The organism is Sphingobium chungbukense (genome assembly GCF_001005725.1).
Taxonomy (GTDB): Bacteria; Pseudomonadota; Alphaproteobacteria; order Sphingomonadales; family Sphingomonadaceae; genus Sphingobium; species Sphingobium chungbukense.
This window is the reverse complement of sequence record NZ_LBIC01000001.1, coordinates 544,951-563,189: the sequence shown is the minus strand read 5'-3', so window position 1 is coordinate 563,189 and position 18,239 is coordinate 544,951. Positions and strand designations below refer to the sequence as shown.

Below are 18,239 nucleotides of genomic sequence, written 5' to 3'. Positions count from 1 at the left end.
TATCATGAAGCAAAATGTCCGGTGCTAACCTGCCTGCCGCCGCGTCGCGGCAAAGCGTGTGCGGTCGAGCAGGCCGGTATCGGGCAACAGGAAGTCGACCTTCCCCCGCCCGAAATCGATGGCCACCCGGTCGAAGATCTTGAGCGCGTCGATGCCGAGCAGCAGCGCTGGCTTGTCCTGAAGGTCCAGTTCCGCGAAGGGCCGCGCATCGGCGAACATCACCGGCGTGTTCTTCAGCGTCACCCCGCCCATGCGCACCCGGTCGATCAGGCCGAGTTGGCCGGCCAGCGTCTCGCCCGTCACGCTGGTCAGCGCCACGAGGTTCAGCGCCGGCGCCTTCCTCTTGCGCACCAGCTTGTTCATCAGCGCCATGTTGCCGACGCTGATCGACGTGCCGGTATCGAGTATGATGCTGACCTTCGTCCCGTTCACGTCGGAATCGAGCAGGATCAACTGACCCTTGCGCCGCCGTGCTTCGACGATGATGGCGTTGGGATCGCGCCAGCTCTGTTTGCTGTTGCTGATCTCCATTCGCCCCGTCCGAAAATTGAGCAGCAGCCGCTTGGCGTGCAACCCGTCCAGTCCCAACAGCCCCGGCGCACCGATATTCTCGCCCTCCAGCACGGGGGCCTCGATATCGTCCACCACGGTCTTACCGAAGCCGAGACGCGGCACCGCGACCGTATTCACCTCCGCCTGACCGGTCATGCTGATGACGGTCACCCGCGCGCGTACCGGCAGCGCGAGCCGTTCGGCGAGGTCGCGGGCGATGACGGTCCGCTGCGACCCGGTGTCGACCACGAAGTTCCACGGCCCCTTGCCGTCGATCCGGATCGGAATGGTGATGCGGGTATCGGAACTGGGGACGGTACGGACGACTGCGGGCGGCTCATCGGAATCGGGCGCCGGGCGATCCTGCGCAGCGAGCGGAGGGCTGGCGATCGCGACGGCGATGCCCAGAGCGGCGCGTAAGCGTCCCATCTCCTCTTCCTTCCTTATTTTGCCCACTATAGCATGGGCCTCAGCTTTCCGCCCATCCCATTTCATTCGCGACAGGGCGCATATCGGCAATTTTCTGCCGGTCCAAATGGCTTAGCCACCTTGACTTGGGCTAGGGCAGATCGCTAAACGCCAGACATTCTATCCCGCCCGTCCGGCGCGGGTTCTTCCCGAGTCTTTTGCCGGGTCAGCCTTCCCACCTCTCCCTTCTCTCGTCTCTCATTCCATCGGAATCCACACGAATGCACCTTAAGGATCTCAAGAAAAAAGCGCCCGCCGAACTCGTGACCATGGCGGAAGAACTGGGCGTCGAAGGCGCATCGACCCTGCGCAAGCAGGATCTGATGTTCGCGATCCTCAAGGTCGAGGCCGACAATGGCGAGCAGATCATGGGCGAGGGCACGATCGAGGTGCTGCCCGATGGCTTCGGCTTCCTGCGCAGCCCGGAAGCGAATTTTCTGGCCGGTCCCGACGACATCTACGTCTCGCCCAACCAGGTCCGCAAATTCGGCCTGCGTACCGGCGACACGGTGGAAGGCGAAATCCGCGCGCCCAAGGACGGCGAGCGCTATTTCGCGCTGACCAAGCTCATCTCGGTCAATTTCGATGACCCGGAAGTCGTCCGTCACCGCGTCAATTTCGACAATCTGACGCCGCTCTATCCGACGCAGAAGCTGACGCTCGATGCGACCGACCCCACGGTCAAGGACAAGTCGGCCCGCGTCATCGACATCGTCTCGCCGCAGGGCAAGGGCCAGCGCGCCCTTATCGTCGCGCCGCCGCGTACCGGCAAGACCGTTCTGCTCCAGAATATCGCCAAGGCGATCACGGACAATCATCCCGAAGTCTTCCTGATCGTCCTGCTGATCGACGAGCGTCCGGAAGAAGTCACCGACATGCAGCGCAGCGTGAAGGGTGAGGTCGTTTCCTCGACCTTCGACGAACCGGCGCAGCGCCACGTCCAGGTCGCCGAAATGGTGATCGAGAAGGCCAAGCGCCTCGTGGAACACAAGAAGGATGTGGTGATCCTGCTCGATTCGATCACGCGCCTCGGCCGTGCCTACAACACCGTTGTTCCGTCGTCGGGCAAGGTGCTGACCGGCGGTGTCGACGCCAACGCGCTCCAGCGTCCCAAGCGCTTCTTCGGCGCGGCGCGCAACATCGAGGAGGGCGGTTCGCTCTCCATCATCGCGACCGCGCTGATCGACACCGGCAGCCGCATGGATGAAGTCATCTTCGAAGAGTTCAAGGGCACCGGCAACTCGGAAATCGTGCTGGACCGCAAGGTGGCGGACAAGCGCATCTTCCCGGCGCTGGACGTCGGCAAGTCCGGGACCCGCAAGGAAGAATTGCTGGTCGACAAGGCCAAGCTTTCCAAGATGTGGGTGCTGCGTCGTATCCTGATGCAGATGGGCACGGTCGACGCGATGGAATTCCTGCTCGACAAGATGAAGGATTCCAAGACCAACGAGGATTTCTTCGACTCGATGAACCAGTAAGCGGCGCAGCGGTTTGTGCCTTGAAAGGGCGCAAGCCGGTCTGCACCATCAAGCGCCACGATTTTTCGGGCCGTCAGACTTCGGTCTGGCGGCCATTATTGTTCAGGGGAATAACAGGCCGTGATGCTCGACCTCATCGCAACCGCCGCCGCAGCGGCCATTCAGGGACCCGGATCGCTCAGCGATATCTGGGCGCATATCGTCAATGATTTCAGCAATATCGGGACGCCTGCGGCGCTGGCCGCCTTCGGTCAGGTCTTGATGATCGACGTGCTGCTGGCCGGCGACAATGCCATCGTCGTCGGTGCGCTGGCAGCGGGATTGCCGGCGGAGCAGCGCAAGAAGGTCATCATGATCGGCATCATCGCCGCGCTGGTGCTGCGTATCGCCTTCGCGCTGGTGGTGACACAATTGATGCAGATTGTCGGCCTGATCCTGGCGGGCGGATTGCTGCTCCTCTGGGTCGCCTTCAAGATGTGGCGCGAATTGCATCCGAAGCGGGGTGGGGACACGCCCGACGATGCCAGCGACGACGACATATCCGGCCTGCGCCCGGCCAAGAGCTTTGCGGGCGCGGCCTGGGCCGTGGCGGTGGCGGACGTGTCGATGAGCCTCGACAATGTGCTGGCGGTGGCCGGCGCGGCGCGGGACCATCCGGGCATCCTCATCATCGGGCTTATTCTATCGGTGGCCCTTATGGGCATCGCTGCGAACATCATCGCCAAATATATCGAGCGCTTCCGCTGGATCGCCTATCTCGGCCTTGCGGTCATCATCTATGTGGCGGTGAAGATGATCTACGATGGCATTGTCGATCACCAGGTCGGCATATTGACCTTGTTCGTCTGAATCGTCGGATGCGCGGCGGATCGGCCATCCGCCGCGCTTTTCCATGTTAGGCGGACGGCAGCTTCATGACGGAATGAGCAGGGTCGTCCCCACCGTTTGCCGGTCTTCCAGCGCCCGATGCGCTTGGCCTGCGTCGGCCAGGGGAAAGCGCTGACCGATCACCGCCTTCACCACGCCCTGCGCCATGCGATCGAACAATCGTCCCGCCGTATGATCGAGTTCGCTTGGCGTAGCGATATAGTCGAACAGGGTGGGGCGCGTGACGTAAAGCGAACCGCCCCGGCTGAGGTCGAGCAGGCTGACCGGCGGCACCGCACCCGACGCATTGCCATAGCTTACCATCAGCCCGCGCCGCTTGAGCGAGTCGAGCGATGCGCTCCAGCTATCCTTTCCCACACCGTCATAGACGACATCCACACCCTTGCCGCCGGTCAGTTCCCGGACGGTTGCGGCCAAATTGTCGAACGGCCCATGCAGACTATGATCTGCTTCGACCAGGGCCGCCTTTTCCGCCGATCCACAATGGGCGATCACCACAACGCCCTTGTCGCGTAGCCAGGGGACCAGCACAGATCCGACGCCGCCAGCCGCAGCATGCACCAGCGCGACCTGCCCCGCCTGCAATGCGATGCTGTCCTCGGCAAGATAGCAGGCGGTCATGCCCTTCAGCATGATGGCCGCGGCATCGTCCAGGCTGACGGCGTCGGGAATCTTCACGGCCTTGTCAGCTGGCACGATGCGATGCGTGGCATAGGCGCCGAGTCCGCTGACACAGCCGACCTTGTCACCCACGGCAAAGCGGCTCACACCCGGTCCCACGGCGACGACATGGCCTGCACCCTCGGACCCCAGCAGGATCGGCAAGGGTGCGTGATAGAGGCCGCTGCGATAATAGGTGTCGATGAAGTTCAGGCCGACGGCATGCTGTTCGATCAGCACCTCGCCTTCGCCCGGATCACCCGGATCGAAATTCTCGCATGTGATCACCCCCGGTCCGCCATGGGACCGGGCCACCATCCGCCAGGCCTCTGTCATCGCGATATTTTCCTTGTTCTAAAGATGGGCCGCGAAGAAATCGGCGGTGCGCCGGTCGGCCAGTTGCGCAGCTTCCTCGTTGCGGCGATTGCCCATTTCTGCGGCGAAACCATGGTCCAGCCCCTCATAGTCATGCAGGGTGACGTGGCGATTATCCTTCAGCCCCTCATGCATCTTCTGTTGCACCTCGGCCGAGACGAAGCCGTCGGCGGTCGGGATGTGCAGCATCACCGGCTTGCCGATCGCATGCTGTTCACCCAGCAGCCCGTCAATGCCGACACCATAATAGCCGACAAAGGCATCGCCATCGGTACGGCAGGCCGACATGAAGGCGAGCCGTCCGCCCAGGCAATAGCCCGTAAGACCAACCTTGCCGCCATCGCCCAGTTCGGCGCGCGCAGCCTTGATCGTCGCTTCGATATCCTGGATTCCCAGATCCTGATCGAACTGGCCGAAAAGGCCGAAGGCCTGCTGCAGTTGCTCGGGCACGTCCGCGTCCAGCTCGATATGGGGTTCGATCCGCCAGAACAGATCGGGTGCCAGCGCCAGATAGCCTGCCTTGGCCCAATTGTCGCATTTGCGGCGGATGCCCTCATTCACGCCGAAAATTTCCTGGATCACGATGATGGCCGCCTTGGGCGTCCCTTCTGGCCGGGCGATATAGACGTCGAACCGGGCGTCGCCTTCCAGAGTGGAGACGGGTGCAAATGCTGCCATGGAGAGATCCTTTCCTTTTCCGACAAAGCCGTGATGGGCCGCATAATGGCGCTTGATGGGCCAAGTGCAAGCCGGTCCACCGTCAAAAAATTTGCCTTGGCCGCCCATGTTGCGGCATGAGGAGGGCTCGATGGACGCCCCTATTAAAAGGTAGCATGATATGAAGGTCAGCGTGGATGTGGATTGCACACCTGCCGAAGCGCGGGCGTTCCTCGGCTTGCCGGATGTGACGCCGATTCACGACAAATATGTGAAGACGATGCTCGACAGCTTCGATGGTGTTGCCAATGTCGAGCAGATGGAAACGCTGTTCAAGAGTTTCTCTCCCTTGGGCGATGCAGGTATGCGTCTGTTCAGGCAGATGATGGATATCGGCCTGTCCGGTATGCAGGGCAAGAATGATGACAAGGGGCAGGGGTGATCCCGTCGCCTCTTCGGATTGATCGACGCTTGTGACAGACACTATTTTTGCGCTGTCCAGCGGTGCGCCGCCGGCGGGGATCGGCGTTATCCGGGTTAGTGGCCCCCAGGCGGGCATGGCTTTGCAGGCGCTGGCGGGAAAGCTGCCGGTGGCACGCCGGGCGCGGCTGGCATTGCTTGCCGACCCCCGCGATGGAATGGCCCTGGATCGCGCACTCATCCTCTGGTTCCCCGGACCTGGCACCGCAACGGGGGAAGATCTGGCCGAACTGCATTGCCATGGCGGACGGGCCGTGATCGCGGCCATTGAGGGGGTATTGGCTGCCCTGCCTGGATTGCGCCGCGCCGAACCCGGGGAATTCACCCGCCGCGCCTTCGCCAACGGACGCATGGACCTGAATGCGGTGGAAGGATTGTCCGACCTGCTTGCGGCGGAAACGCAGCAGCAGCGCCGAAGCGCTCTTCTGATGGCGGAGGGCCACTTTTCCCGCCGCATCGAAGGGTGGCGCCATGCGGTGCTCCAGCTGTCGGCGCTGACCGAAGCCGCGCTGGACTTTTCCGATGAAGATGACGTACCTGATTCCGACATCGAGGCACGGATCAGGGGCGATATAAGCTCCTTGGGCCAGGATGCCGGCGCTATATTGTCAGCACCGTCTGCCGAGCGGTTGCGCGACGGCATCAGGGTGGTGTTGGCAGGGCCGCCCAATGCGGGCAAATCCACCTTGCTCAATCGCCTGGTCGGTCGGGATGCCGCCATCGTATCCGACATCGCGGGGACCACGCGGGATCGGATCGAGGTCCCGGCCGCGCTGGGCGGGGTGGCCTTTCTCTTCACCGATACGGCGGGTCTGCGCGCCGACGCAGGGGATGCGATCGAGGCGATTGGCATGGACCGTGCGCGGTTGGCACTGGAAGCGGCGGATATCATCATTTGGCTCGGGGACGCGGGAGAGATACCGCGCGAGGATGCGCTGCTGATTGCCGCTCAATGCGACCGATGGCCCGATGATGTGCGACCCGGCCTGCATCTTTCCGCTCGAACGGGCGAGGGGGTCGAGGCCTTGGTCGAGGCTCTGCTGGAGCGCGCTGCGGTGCTGCTGCCGGGGGACGGGGATTATGCCCTGCATCGCCGTCAGCAAGAAGGTGTTGCGAAGTTGCACGCCCACGTACAGGCGGCGGCGAATGCGCGCGATTTATTGATCGTGGCGGAGGAGTTGCGGCAGGCGCGCAACGCCATCGATGCCCTCACCGGGCGGGCGGGGACGGAGGACATGCTCGACCGTCTGTTCGCCGGTTTCTGCATCGGCAAATAGCGCATTGTTCCACGTGGAACGGTTTTGACCCGCATGGCCCAAATCTGATAAGGGGCCATCCCATGCAAACACGCTATGATGTGATCGTGGTCGGTGGCGGCCATGCGGGCTGCGAGGCGGCCTCGGCGGCGGCGCGTAAGGGCGCTGCGGTGGCGCTGTTGACCTTTGAAAAGGAGACGGTCGGCGCCATGTCCTGCAACCCCGCTATTGGGGGGTTGGGCAAGGGGCATCTGGTACGCGAAGTCGATGCCATGGACGGGCTGATCGCCCGTGCCGCCGACGCCGCAGCGATACACTATCGGATGCTCAACAGCAGCAAGGGTGCAGCGGTACAGGGGCCGCGCGTGCAGGCCGACCGAAAGCGCTATCGTGCTGAAATCCACCGGCTGCTTGATGCGCAGCGGGGATTGACGATTGTCGAAGGCGAGGCGGTCGAACTGCTGCTCGCTGATGGAGCGGCAAACGGGCTGCGTCTGGCGGATGGCCGATGCCTCACAGCACCCGCCATCGTGCTGGCGACGGGAACCTTCCTCGGCGGCAAGCTCTTCCGCGGGGAGGAAATGATGGCGGGCGGCCGCACTGGCGAACGCGCCGCGACGGCCCTCGGTCTTCAACTCCGGGCATTGGATTTGCCGATCGCGCGTCTCAAGACCGGGACGCCGCCGCGCATCGATGGCCGAACCATCGATTGGGCGCATCTGGAGGCACAACCGTCCGACGCGTCGGCTTGGACCATGTCGGCGCTTTCACCCGGCCGCGCCCTCCCGCAACTGCATTGCGCGATCACCCGCACCAATGACCGGACCCACGCGATCATCCGGGATGGGCTGGGCCGTTCGCCTCTGTTCAGCGGCGCGATCGAGGGGCGGGGGCCACGTTATTGCCCGTCGATCGAGGACAAGGTTCTTCGTTTCGGCGATCGCGACGGCCATCAGATATTCCTGGAGCCGGAGGGCCTGGACGATCATCTGGTCTATCCTAACGGTATCAGCACTTCTCTCCCCGCGGATGTCCAGTTGCGGATGGTCCGCTCCATGACGGGCTTGGAAAAGGCGGAAATTATCGTTCCCGGCTATGCGGTCGAATATGACCATATCGATCCGCGAGCGCTGGACTCCACATTGGAAGTTCGCGTCATTCCCGGGCTGTTCTGCGCCGGGCAGATCAACGGCACCACGGGGTATGAAGAGGCCGCTGCCCAAGGGCTCGTGGCTGGTGCCAATGCGGCTGCGCGCGCGCGGGGAGAGGAGTCGCTGATCCTCGATCGCGCCAGCAGCTATATTGGCGTGATGATCGATGATCTGGTGTTGCAGGGCGTCACGGAACCGTATCGGATGCTGACCGCGCGCGCCGAATATCGGCTGCGGCTGCGGGCCGATAATGCCGGAACACGCCTTGGCCCCATCGCCCGTCGACATGGTTTGCTCGGGGCGGAGCGTGCCGCTCATTATGAAGCGCGCGATGCCGAACGACGGACCGTCGAAGCGGAGTTGGGGCGGTCTCTTTCGGCTACCGAAATGGCCAGGGCCGGCGCGTCAGTTCGTCAGGACGGCGCTCGCCGATCGCTGTTCGATTGGGCGCGCTTCCCGGAGGTGGACCGGGCGTTGCTGTTCGACCTCGCTCCATCCCTCGCTCGGATCGGAGAGGATCTGCGTGCCGAGATATTGGAGGACGCCCATTATGCACCTTATCTCGAACGGCAGGAGGCGGAGATTGCCGAACTCCGTAGAAATGAGCGGGTGATCATTCCGGCTGACTTTGATTTTGCCACCATCGGGGGACTGTCCACCGAAATGATCGAGCGGCTCGACAGGGCGAGGCCCGACACATTGGCGGCTGCCAGCCGCATACGTGGAATTACCCCGGCCGCACTCGCCGCATTGCTGGTCCACATTCGGCGCCGCGCTGCGTGACCGAGGACGAGGCACGGCAATGGCTGCAAGAGCGGTTCGATGTTTCACGTGGAACATGGGATCGGCTTGAGGGCTATGTGGCCATTCTCCTAGCCGAAATGGAGCGGCAAAATCTGATTGCTGAATCGACCCGTCCGCATATCTGGGCGCGACATATTGTCGATTCTGCCCAACTCATCCCCCTGGCAAGCGCGGCCGGAGAGGGGCAGTGGATCGACCTGGGTTCCGGCGCGGGCCTGCCCGGAATTGTTGTCGCCATCCTCACTGACCGCCCAATTCAGATGGTAGAATCGCGGCGTAAGAGGATCGACTTCCTGAACGGCGTCATTGACGAACTGGGACTGGCAGGGGCAAGCGTCTTCGGCGGACGTGTAGAGACCGTTCCAGCCGCAAAAGCGGCGATTATCAGCGCACGGGCTTATGCGCCACTGCCGCGCTTGCTCGACTCCGCCATCCATTTATCCACGGAAAAGACCATCTGGGTGCTGCCAAAAGGACGAAATGCGCAGAATGAACTGGAGGTGGCGACTCGGACATGGCAAGGTACGTTCCACGTGGAACACAGTGTGACCGATGCCGATAGTGCCATCATCGTCGCGCAAGCCGTTCGATCCAGGAGGAAAGTTCGAGGATGATCCAGATCGCCATTGCCAACCAGAAAGGCGGCGTCGGAAAGACCACCACCGCGATCAACCTGGCTACTGGGCTTGCGGCCACGGGTCTGCGGGTGCTGCTGGTCGATCTTGATCCGCAGGGCAATGCGTCGACCGGTCTCGGTGTCAATCAGTCCGATCGCGCTCAATCCAGCTATGACCTGCTGGTCGGCAATTGCGCGCTGGAAGACGCCATCATTACCACACGTGTTCCCAAGTTGGATATCGTGCCCGCCACGCAGGATCTCTCCGGCGCGGAGATCGAGCTGATCGAATATGAGGAGCGGACCCATCGCCTCGAACGCGTGCTGGCCGAAGCGCCTTCGGGCCGATGGGACATTTGCCTGATCGACTGTCCTCCTTCGCTCGGTCTGCTGACGATCAATGCACTGGTTGCGGCCCAATCGCTGCTGGTGCCGCTACAGTGCGAATTTTTCGCATTGGAGGGATTGTCGCAACTGCTCCAGACCGTCGAACGTATTCGCGGACGATTCAATCCTGGCTTGTCGATCATGGGCGTGGCGCTCACCATGTACGACCGTCGCAACCGGCTTACCGATCAGGTGGCCGACGATGTGCGCGCCTGTCTGGGCGACCTCGTATTTTCCACGGTCATTCCCCGCAATGTGCGGCTGTCGGAAGCGCCGAGTCACGGCGTTCCCGCCCTCATCTACGATTTCCGTTGCTCGGGGTCGGAAGCCTATATGCGTCTGGCGCGTGAACTGATCGCGCGCCTGCCCCGTCAGGAGGTCGCTGCTTGAGTGAAGAGAATGTGATGAAGTCTGCGAAGCGTCCGCAAGGCTTGGGTCGTGGCCTGTCCGCACTGTTGGGTGACGTTGCCCGCGAAGAACCGCTCACGCCGACTGCGCCGACCTCTCCTTCGACTAAGGCGATCCAGAGCATCGAAGTCGCTCTGATTCAACCGCATCCGGAGCAGCCCCGCCGTCATTTCGACGATGGCGCGTTGCAGGAATTGGCCGACAGCATCGCCAAGCGGGGCGTTATCCAGCCGATCATCGTGCGCCCCCACGGCGGAGGCTTCCAGATCGTCGCGGGCGAACGCCGCTGGCGTGCCGCCCAGAGGGCGCAACTGCATCGCATCCCGGCCATCGTTCGTGATTTCGACGAAGCCGAAACGCTGGAAATCGCGCTGATTGAAAATATCCAGCGCGAGGATCTGAACCCGATCGAAGAAGCGGAAGCCTATCGCAAGCTGATCGCGGAATTCCATCACAGCCAGGAGGCGCTCGGGCGCTTGGTCGGCAAGTCGCGCAGTCATGTGGCCAATCTGATGCGTCTGCTCGATCTGCCTGCGGTGGTGCAGCAGCAGGTGATCGAACAGAAACTCAGCATGGGCCATGCCCGCGCGCTGATCGGTGCGCCCGATTGCGAAGCGCTGGCACGCACCGTGGAGAGTAAGGGCCTGTCGGTCCGTGATACCGAGCAGCTCGTCCGTCGCACCAAGACCGGGGCGGCCACTCCCAATCGCCAGCGTGGCGCCACACCCAAGGAAAATGACCCCGACATTGTCGCGCTGGAGCAGCATCTGGCCGATATATTGGGCGTGAAGGTCGACATCAGCTATGGCGCGGGCGGCCATGGCGTCCTTTCGCTCCACTATTCGACGCTGGATCAGCTCGACATGCTATGCCAGCGGCTCTCGGGGGAGCGCATTTGAATAGCTGATACGCCCATCGGGCAGCGCGTCTTTCCGCGCGCTGCCGCTGGTCTTTTCCGGCCGAAAGCGTCTTTATTTCCGTGATTTCCCAGTCGTGAAATGTTCCATTTCACTCGAAATCGCTCTAGGCTGCGGGGATGGCCGACATGCAATCCTCCCCCGCCGCCCCTACCGTGATCCGCCGCCAGGATTATCGTCCGCCCGATTGGCTGGTGCCCGACATCACACTTGATTTCGACCTCGATGCGGCGGCAACGCAGGTTCGGGCCATCCTCTCCGTGGTCCGCAATGGTGAGCATGATCGGCCCCTGAAACTCGATGGCGACGGCCTGCTGCCGCTGGAGATCAAGGTTGACGGCGAGCGGGTTGGTCCGGAGCAATGGACGGTGGACGCGGGGACTTTGGTGATCCCGCTCTCCGGCGCAGCACATAGCGTCGAGACGCTGGTGCAGATCGCGCCGCAGACGAACAGCAAGCTGATGGGTCTCTATGCCAGCGGCGACCTGCTCTGTACCCAGTGTGAGGCGGAGGGATTCCGCCGCATCACCTTTTTCCCCGATCGTCCGGACGTGCTGTCGCGCTATTCGGTACGCATGGCGGCGGACAAGGCGCGTTATCCCGTGCTTCTCGCCAATGGCGACCCCGTCGAGCAGGGCGATCTGCCGAACGGGCGTCACTGGGCGCGCTGGAATGATCCTTTCCCCAAGCCCTGCTATCTGTTCGCGCTGGTCGCGGGCGATCTGGCCTGTAACGCCGACCGTTTCGAGACGATGAGCGGTCGCGAAGTCCGGCTCGGCATCTGGGTCAAGGAAACGGACCTTCCCCGCACCGCCCACGCGATGCAGGCGCTCAAGAACAGCATGGCCTGGGATGAGCGCGTCTATGGCCGCGAATATGACCTGAACGTGTTCAACATCGTCGCCGTGGCCGATTTCAACTTTGGCGCGATGGAGAATAAGGGCCTCAACATCTTCAATTCGCGTTACATATTGGCCGATCCCGAAACCGCCACCGACATTGATTATGACGGCGTCGAAGGCGTGGTGGCGCATGAATATTTCCACAACTGGTCGGGCAATCGTGTCACCTGTCGCGACTGGTTCCAGCTCAGCCTCAAGGAAGGCTTCACCGTCTTCCGCGACCAGAATTTTTCCGCCGACATGGGGTCGCATGCGGTGAAGCGGATCGAGGATGTCCGCATCCTGCGCGCGGCCCAGTTCCAGGAGGATAGCGGCCCGCTCGCTCATCCGATCCGCCCTGAATCCTACATGGAAATCAGTAACTTCTACACCGCGACCATCTACAATAAGGGCGCGGAGGTCATCCGCATGATGGCGCTGATGCTGGGGCCGGAGCGCTTCCGCACCGGGACGGACCTCTATTTCGACCGGCACGACGGGGAAGCGGCCACCTGCGAGGATTTCGTCCGTGCGATGGAGGAGGGAGGAGAAATCGACCTCGGCCAGTTCCGCCGCTGGTATGAGCAGGCCGGCACGCCCCATGTCCGCGCGCTGTTGACCCATGATCCGGTGAGCCGGACCGCCACGCTCCATCTGGAACAGGCCGTTCCGCCGACACCCGGCCAGCCCGAAAAGCAGCCCATGGCGATCCCGCTGCGCATGGCCTTGTTCGATCGCGCCTCCGGCCAGGGGCGGGGAGACGAACTGCTGATGCTGACGGAAGCGAAGCAGCGCTTCACCTTCGACAATCTGTCCGAAGCGCCGGTGCTGTCGATCAATCGGGGCTTTTCCGCTCCCGTCATCGTCGAAACCAACCGTAGCCAGGCCGATCTCGCTTTCCTGTCGGCGCATGACGACGATCCCTTTGCCCGTTATGAGGCGATGCAGCAGCTCATGGTCAATGTGCTGGTGGGCCGCATCGGCGGCCAGGTGGTCGATGAGGAAGCGGTGATCGCCGCGATCCGCAACACCGCCACCGATCCGCTGCTCGATCCCGCCTTCGTCGCTGAAGCGATCCGCTTGCCGAGTGAGGCGTATCTGGGCGATCAGATGGCGGTGGTCGATCCCGATGCGATCCACGCCGCTCGAGATGCGCTGCAACGCCGGATTGGTTCCGAACTCGAGCCGCTCTGGCGCGATATTCATGCGAAAACCAGATCCAATGCCTTTGCCCTGTCGTCCGCGGCCAAGGGCGCGCGGAAATTGCGCAACACGGCCCTGCATTATCTGGCGGCGTCGGGCGCGGGCGATGGTCCGGCGGTCGCCTTCGGCCAGTTCAGCGAGGCCGACAATATGACCGAACGGCAGGCGGCGCTCGCGACCCTCGCGAACGGCACCAGCGCCGAACGGGAGGCGGCGCTCGACATCTTCTACAACCGTTATCGGGACGATGCGCTGACGCTGGACAAATGGTTCCAGACCCAGGCGTTCGCCTTCCACCCGGACACGGTCGATCTGGTCGAGGAACTGGGCAGGCACAAGGACTTTGCCCTGGCCAATCCCAACCGGGTACGGTCGCTTTATGGCGCGTTCGCGGGCAACCAATGGGCGTTCCACCACAGGTCGGGCAAGGGCTATCGGCTGGTGGCCGACTGCATCATCGCGCTCGACAAGCTCAATCCGCAGACCGCCGCCCGGCTGGTGCCGCCGCTCGGCCGCTGGAAACGCTTCGATGAGGGGCGAGCGGCGCTGATGAAGGCGGAATTGCAGCGTATCCTGGCCGTGCCGGGGCTGTCGAAGGATGTCACGGAACAGGTGAGCAAGAGCCTGGAGTAGACATCCCTGAAGACCGTCACCCCGGCTTCCGCTGGAGTGACGGCGGGAAGAGGGAGAGCATTTACCGCCCCGGCGTCGCCAGCCAAGCGGCGACATCCGCCGCCACCTTGTTCGCCGCGGCATTGAGCGGCGCACCCACGCTGTTCGCGTCGATCTTGCCGCCGACCGGTACGCTGGCGGTGAAGCGCTGCTTGGCGATCGCCGTACCGCCCGGCCCGGCAAGCATGGCGTCATAGGTCACGACCGCGCTGTTGCTCGCCTCGTCCAAACCGAAATCGACCAGTTCGCCCATCAGCCGCTGCCCCGCATCGGCCGAATATTGGCCCGGATCGAGCACGATGCGGTTGCTGGTGGCGGCGACGGTCTCCGCGAGCAGCTTCTGGAACAGGTGACGCGGCGTGTCGGCCCACTGCACCTTGGTCACATAGGCGACCGAAGTGGGCGACGTGATCACCGGCACCCGCACGGTATCGAGCATCTTGGGCGCCTCGGGATCGGCCACGGTGATGGCCGTGCCGGAGGAGGCACTGCGCAGCGTGCCCGGCGCGACCTTCTGCGCGGCGTTCAGCGACAGCAGCCGCTCGGGCGGCTTGCCGCCGAAGGACACGCAACCCGCCAGCAGGAAGGTGATGGCAAGCGCGGAGCCAAGTTTCTTGTGGAACATCATCGCTGTCCTCTTATCGCTTGTAATCGGGCAATTTGGGCGATCCGACGATCGACCCCGCGCCCTGCTGATCGAGTTTTTCGGCGACACCGCGGAAGGAGCGCGACATTTCGCGCAGGTCGCGGACCAACTGGTTGACCTCCGGCATGGTCTGGTTGCTGAAGGCGTGGACGCCCGGCTGCGCTTCCGCGATGGTCTTGTCGAGCGTGTCGATGCTGCGGGTGGCCGACTGGATGCTCTTGCGCAGGTCGGCCAGCAGCGGCCGGCCCTCATCATTGACCATGGCGTCGGTGGAGGCGGCCAGCTTGCCGATCTGCTCGGCCGCGATGCCGGTCCGTTGCACGGCGATGCGGGCCTCAGCCAAGGTCGCGGCGATTTCCGGGCTGCGGTCGGCCAGCGAGCCGGAAATCCGCTCCACATTGGCGAGGATGCCGGCGATCGATTGCTGATTCTTGTCGTTGAGCAACTCGGTCAACCGCTCGGTCAGCGTCGACAGCCGTTCCAGCAATTGCGGGGCGTTGTTGAGCAGTTCGCCGAGCGCACCCGGCTTGGTCGGGATTACCGGCACGCCGTCGGGGCAGGAGGCGAGGGGGTTTTCCGCCGGGCAGGTGATCGGCGGCGCACCCTTGACCGCGCCGTCCAGCACGATTTCCGACACGCCGGTAAAGCCCACTCCCGCGATGGTCGCGGTCGTCCCTTGCAGGACCGGCGTGCCTTCCTTCACTGAAATGCGCACCTTCACGAAACTCGGGTCGCGCTTCCACAGTTCGATCTTCTCCACCTGGCCAGAGGGGACGCCCGAATAATTGACGCTCGATCCCTTGGCGAGGCCGTTGACCGACTGTTTGAAGAAGATGTCATATTCCATATTGTCGCCCTGGGAGAGGCGCGAGAACCAGAAAGCCGCGATCATGATCGCCGCCAGCAACAGCAGCGTGACCGTGCCCACCAGCACATGGTTGGAGCGGGTTTCCATAGTCTATCGCCTCTTGTCCTTCTCGCGAGCGACCGCCGCCGTCGCGGCGCGCCCGCGCGGGCCGTTGAAATATTCCTGAATCCACGGATGATCGGTCGCCAGCAGCTCATCGATGGTGCCGACCGCCGTCACCTTCCTGTCCGCCAGCACCGCCACCCGGTCGCAGATGGAATAGAGCGTGTCGAGGTCATGGGTGATGAGGAAGACGGTCAGCCCCAGGGTCTGTTGCAATTTGCGCGTCTGGTCGTCGAAGGCCGCCGCGCCGATCGGGTCCAGCCCGGCCGTGGGTTCGTCCAGGAACAGCAGGTCGGGATCGAGCGCCAGCGCCCGCGCCAGTCCCGCCCGCTTCTTCATGCCGCCGGACAGTTCGGCGGGATATTTGGGACCGGCCTCGGCGGGCAGGCCGGTCATGCGGATCTTGTAGGCGGCGATCTCGTCGCGCAGCTTGGGGCCGATATTGGGATAATATTCGCGGATCGGCACCTCGACATTCTCGGCCACCGTCAGCGTCGAAAACAGCGCGCCTCCCTGGAACAGCACGCCCCAGCGCTTGCGGATCGCCAGCGCTTCGTCATCCAGACGGCCGATCATCGATTCCCCGAAGACGTGGACCTCGCCCTCATCCGGGGTCTGGAGGCCGATGATCGACCGCATCAGGACCGACTTGCCGGTGCCCGATCCGCCGACCACGCCCAAAATCTCGCCCTTGCGCACGTCGAGGTTCAGCCCCTCATGCACCACCTGCTCGCCGAAGCTGTTCTTGAGGTTGCGGACCGATATAGCGATGCCGTCACGCTCGACCGCCTTTTCGACCCGCGCTTCCTCCTCGGCGATTTCCTCTTCGGGCGCCATCAGTTCCAGCCCACCCAGGTGAAGAAGACCGCGAAAAAGGCGTCGAGCACGATGACGAGGAAGATCGCCTGCACCACCGCGGACGTGGTGCGCAGCCCGACTTCCTCCGCATTGGCCTTGACCTGCATGCCCTGGAAGCAGCCGGCCAGCGCGATGATGACGCCGAAGACCGGCGCCTTGATCAGCCCCACCCACAGGTCATGGATGGGCACCACCTCGCGCAACCGCTGGACGAAGGTGATGGGCGGAATGTCGAGCGACACCGCGCACAGGAACCCGCCGCCGATGATCGCGACGATCGAGGCATAGAAGCTGAGCAGCGGCATCATCACCACCACCGCCAGCGTGCGCGGCAGCACCAGCGCCTCCATCGGCGACACGCCGATGGTGCGCATGGCGTCGACCTCCTCGGTCAGCTTCATCGTCCCCAGTTGCGCGGCGAAGGCGGAGCCGGACCGGCCCGCGACCATGATCGCGGTCATCAGCACGCCGAGTTCGCGAAAGGTGAGGCGGCCGACCAGGTTGATCGTCAGCATCTCCATGCCGAACTGGCGGAGCTGCACCGAACCCTGCTGCGCGATGACGATGCCGATCAGGAAGCTCATCAGGCCGATAATGCCCAGCGCCGATACGCCGACCACCTCGAACCGCTGCACCACCGCATTGATGCGGAAGCGACCGGGGTGGCGGATGACGTTCCACGTCGCCACCAGCGTACCGCCGAAGAAACCCAGCAGGCCCAGCAGCGTCGTACCCGAATTGACCACCGCCTCGCCGATCTGGCCGACGACGCGCTGCCAGGGGGGGATATAGTCCGGGCGGATGTTGACTGGCTCATCGACGCGGCCGACCGCCGCGATCAGCCGTTCGGCATCGCATTTGTCGCTTTCGATGCGGGCGCCCAGCCGCTTGATCGTACGATGCAGCACCCAGGCGCCGATCGTGTCCATATAGTCCACGTCCGACAGGTCGATCGTGTCGACCGGCCCTTCCACGGCATCCAGCCGATCGGGCAGGTCGTTGAGGCAAGCAATGGAAAGATTACCCGAAAGCCGAATGACCGTCCTGCCTTCGCGGACTTCCTGAGCAAGATCAGCGGCTTTGTTCATCAAGGCGGTGGTGTGGTCCATTATCGGTTGCACGGCAAGCCGAAACGGCCCATCCGCACGGTCAAACGAAGGGGCGCCCCAAAAAGTTTCGGACATGGCATGACGCACAGACTCGCAATCTACGACATGGACCGCACGGTGACGTTCAGCGGCACCTATACCGGTTTTCTCATTCACGTCGCGAAACGCATGGCGCCGTGGCGGCTGGCGCTGTTTCCGGGTGTGATCCTGCTGATGCTGGCCTATGTGCTGAAGCTGATCAGTCGCCAGCGGCTCAAGGAACTGAACCAGGCGCTGATGATCGGTTCCAATGTCGAACGCGCGAAGCTGATGCCGCATGTGGACAGCTATGCGGCGAAGGTGGTGGAGCGCAATGTCCGCGCCGGCGCGCTGGCGCAGATCGCGCGGGACAAGGCGGACGGCTACAGGCTGGTGCTCGCCACCGCCTCCTACCGCCTCTATGTCGAGCCGATCGCCCGGCGGCTGGGCTTCGATGCCGTGATCGCGACCGACCATCTTTCGCAGGACCTGCGCTATGTCCGCGCGAAGATCGCGGGCGAGAACTGCTACGACACCGGCAAGCTGCGGATGATCAAGGCGTGGATGGCGGCCGAGGCGATCGACCGCAGCCAGGCGCATATCCGTGCTTATTCGGACCATGTGTCCGACGCGCCCATGCTGGAGTTCGCGGACATTCCCTTCGCTTCCAACCCGCACAAGCCGCTGGCGAAGCTGGCGACGGAACGCGGGTGGACGCGGGTGGATTGGAACTGAGGCGCGGCCCTTTCTGGAGCGGGGTGGCCCCGATCCAGGCCGTCGGCCGG

Annotated in this window: 17 protein-coding genes; 10 read left to right on the top strand and 7 right to left on the bottom strand. The window is 63.3% G+C overall.

Features of this window, described 5'->3' with window-relative positions:
• Positions 1 to 24 precede the first annotated feature (24 nt).
• Positions 25 to 981 carry a retroviral-like aspartic protease family protein gene (locus YP76_RS02765; protein ID WP_046762055.1) on the bottom strand — a complete coding sequence of 319 codons (957 nt, stop codon included), beginning with the start codon at positions 979 to 981 and terminating at the stop codon, positions 25 to 27.
• Between the two features lie 260 nt (positions 982 to 1,241).
• On the opposite strand from YP76_RS02765, the gene rho reads away from it, so the two are divergent.
• Positions 1,242 to 2,498: a transcription termination factor Rho gene (rho, locus tag YP76_RS02760; RefSeq protein WP_007689303.1), complete on the top strand. Its 1,257-nt coding sequence runs from the start codon at positions 1,242 to 1,244 to the stop codon at positions 2,496 to 2,498.
• Positions 2,499 to 2,621: 123 nt separating this feature from the next.
• Positions 2,622 to 3,347, top strand: a complete 726-nt coding sequence (locus YP76_RS02755; protein WP_046762054.1) for a YjbE family putative metal transport protein — start codon at positions 2,622 to 2,624, stop codon at positions 3,345 to 3,347.
• A gap of 63 nt (positions 3,348 to 3,410) precedes the next feature.
• Here YP76_RS02755 and YP76_RS02750 read toward each other — a convergent pair whose 3' ends face one another.
• Entirely contained in the window at positions 3,411 to 4,382 is a 972-nt protein-coding gene (locus YP76_RS02750) for a quinone oxidoreductase family protein (RefSeq protein WP_232307422.1), read from the bottom strand.
• Between the two features lie 18 nt (positions 4,383 to 4,400).
• The gene (locus tag YP76_RS02745) at positions 4,401 to 5,099 is read right to left on the bottom strand and encodes a dienelactone hydrolase family protein (protein ID WP_046762053.1); all 699 of its coding nucleotides are present in this window, start codon (positions 5,097 to 5,099) and stop codon (positions 4,401 to 4,403) included.
• Between the two features lie 160 nt (positions 5,100 to 5,259).
• Between YP76_RS02745 and YP76_RS02740 the strand changes: the two genes are divergently transcribed.
• The 7 genes from YP76_RS02740 to pepN all read left to right on the top strand — a co-directional run bounded on the left by YP76_RS02740 (position 5,260) and on the right by pepN (position 13,814).
• Entirely contained in the window at positions 5,260 to 5,520 is a 261-nt protein-coding gene (locus YP76_RS02740) for a DUF6489 family protein (protein WP_046762052.1), read from the top strand.
• Positions 5,521 to 5,551: 31 nt separating this feature from the next.
• The gene (gene mnmE / locus YP76_RS02735; protein ID WP_046762051.1) at positions 5,552 to 6,835 is read left to right on the top strand and encodes a tRNA uridine-5-carboxymethylaminomethyl(34) synthesis GTPase MnmE; all 1,284 of its coding nucleotides are present in this window, start codon (positions 5,552 to 5,554) and stop codon (positions 6,833 to 6,835) included.
• Positions 6,836 to 6,897: 62 nt separating this feature from the next.
• Positions 6,898 to 8,748: a tRNA uridine-5-carboxymethylaminomethyl(34) synthesis enzyme MnmG gene (gene mnmG, locus YP76_RS02730; protein ID WP_046762050.1), complete on the top strand. Its 1,851-nt coding sequence runs from the start codon at positions 6,898 to 6,900 to the stop codon at positions 8,746 to 8,748.
• On the top strand, positions 8,745 to 9,383 hold the full coding sequence (rsmG, locus tag YP76_RS02725) for a 16S rRNA (guanine(527)-N(7))-methyltransferase RsmG (protein WP_046762049.1): 639 nt from the start codon (positions 8,745 to 8,747) through the stop codon (positions 9,381 to 9,383). Before mnmG ends, rsmG begins: the two co-directional genes overlap by 4 nt.
• Positions 9,380 to 10,162 (top strand): ParA family protein, encoded by a 783-nt coding sequence (locus YP76_RS02720; RefSeq protein WP_046762048.1) that lies wholly within the window; start codon positions 9,380 to 9,382, stop codon positions 10,160 to 10,162. Before rsmG ends, YP76_RS02720 begins: the two co-directional genes overlap by 4 nt.
• A 14-nt stretch (positions 10,163 to 10,176) precedes the next feature.
• Positions 10,177 to 11,079 carry a ParB/RepB/Spo0J family partition protein gene (locus YP76_RS02715; RefSeq protein ID WP_157035669.1) on the top strand — a complete coding sequence of 301 codons (903 nt, stop codon included), beginning with the start codon at positions 10,177 to 10,179 and terminating at the stop codon, positions 11,077 to 11,079.
• 137 nt (positions 11,080 to 11,216) lie between these two features.
• Entirely contained in the window at positions 11,217 to 13,814 is a 2,598-nt protein-coding gene (gene pepN, locus YP76_RS02710; RefSeq protein WP_046762046.1) for an aminopeptidase N, read from the top strand.
• Positions 13,815 to 13,875: 61 nt separating this feature from the next.
• Here the strand turns inward: pepN and YP76_RS02705 are convergent, their stop codons facing one another.
• From YP76_RS02705 to YP76_RS02690, 4 genes are read right to left on the bottom strand one after another with little or no spacing between them, the layout of a single operon-like run.
• On the bottom strand, positions 13,876 to 14,481 hold the full coding sequence (locus YP76_RS02705; protein WP_408640419.1) for an ABC-type transport auxiliary lipoprotein family protein: 606 nt from the start codon (positions 14,479 to 14,481) through the stop codon (positions 13,876 to 13,878).
• A 10-nt stretch (positions 14,482 to 14,491) separates the two neighbouring features.
• Complete coding sequence (locus YP76_RS02700; RefSeq protein WP_046762045.1) at positions 14,492 to 15,454, bottom strand: MlaD family protein; 963 nt, start codon at positions 15,452 to 15,454, stop codon at positions 14,492 to 14,494.
• 3 nt (positions 15,455 to 15,457) lie between these two features.
• Positions 15,458 to 16,306, bottom strand: coding sequence for an ABC transporter ATP-binding protein (locus YP76_RS02695; protein ID WP_046762044.1), 849 nt, complete (start codon positions 16,304 to 16,306; stop codon positions 15,458 to 15,460).
• Positions 16,306 to 17,415, bottom strand: coding sequence for an MlaE family lipid ABC transporter permease subunit (locus YP76_RS02690; RefSeq protein WP_046762585.1), 1,110 nt, complete (start codon positions 17,413 to 17,415; stop codon positions 16,306 to 16,308). The genes YP76_RS02695 and YP76_RS02690 overlap by 1 nt, the downstream gene beginning before the upstream one ends.
• A gap of 99 nt (positions 17,416 to 17,514) precedes the next feature.
• On the opposite strand from YP76_RS02690, the gene YP76_RS02685 reads away from it, so the two are divergent.
• Positions 17,515 to 18,189 carry an HAD family hydrolase gene (locus YP76_RS02685; protein WP_046762043.1) on the top strand — a complete coding sequence of 225 codons (675 nt, stop codon included), beginning with the start codon at positions 17,515 to 17,517 and terminating at the stop codon, positions 18,187 to 18,189.
• Positions 18,190 to 18,239 lie beyond the last annotated feature (50 nt).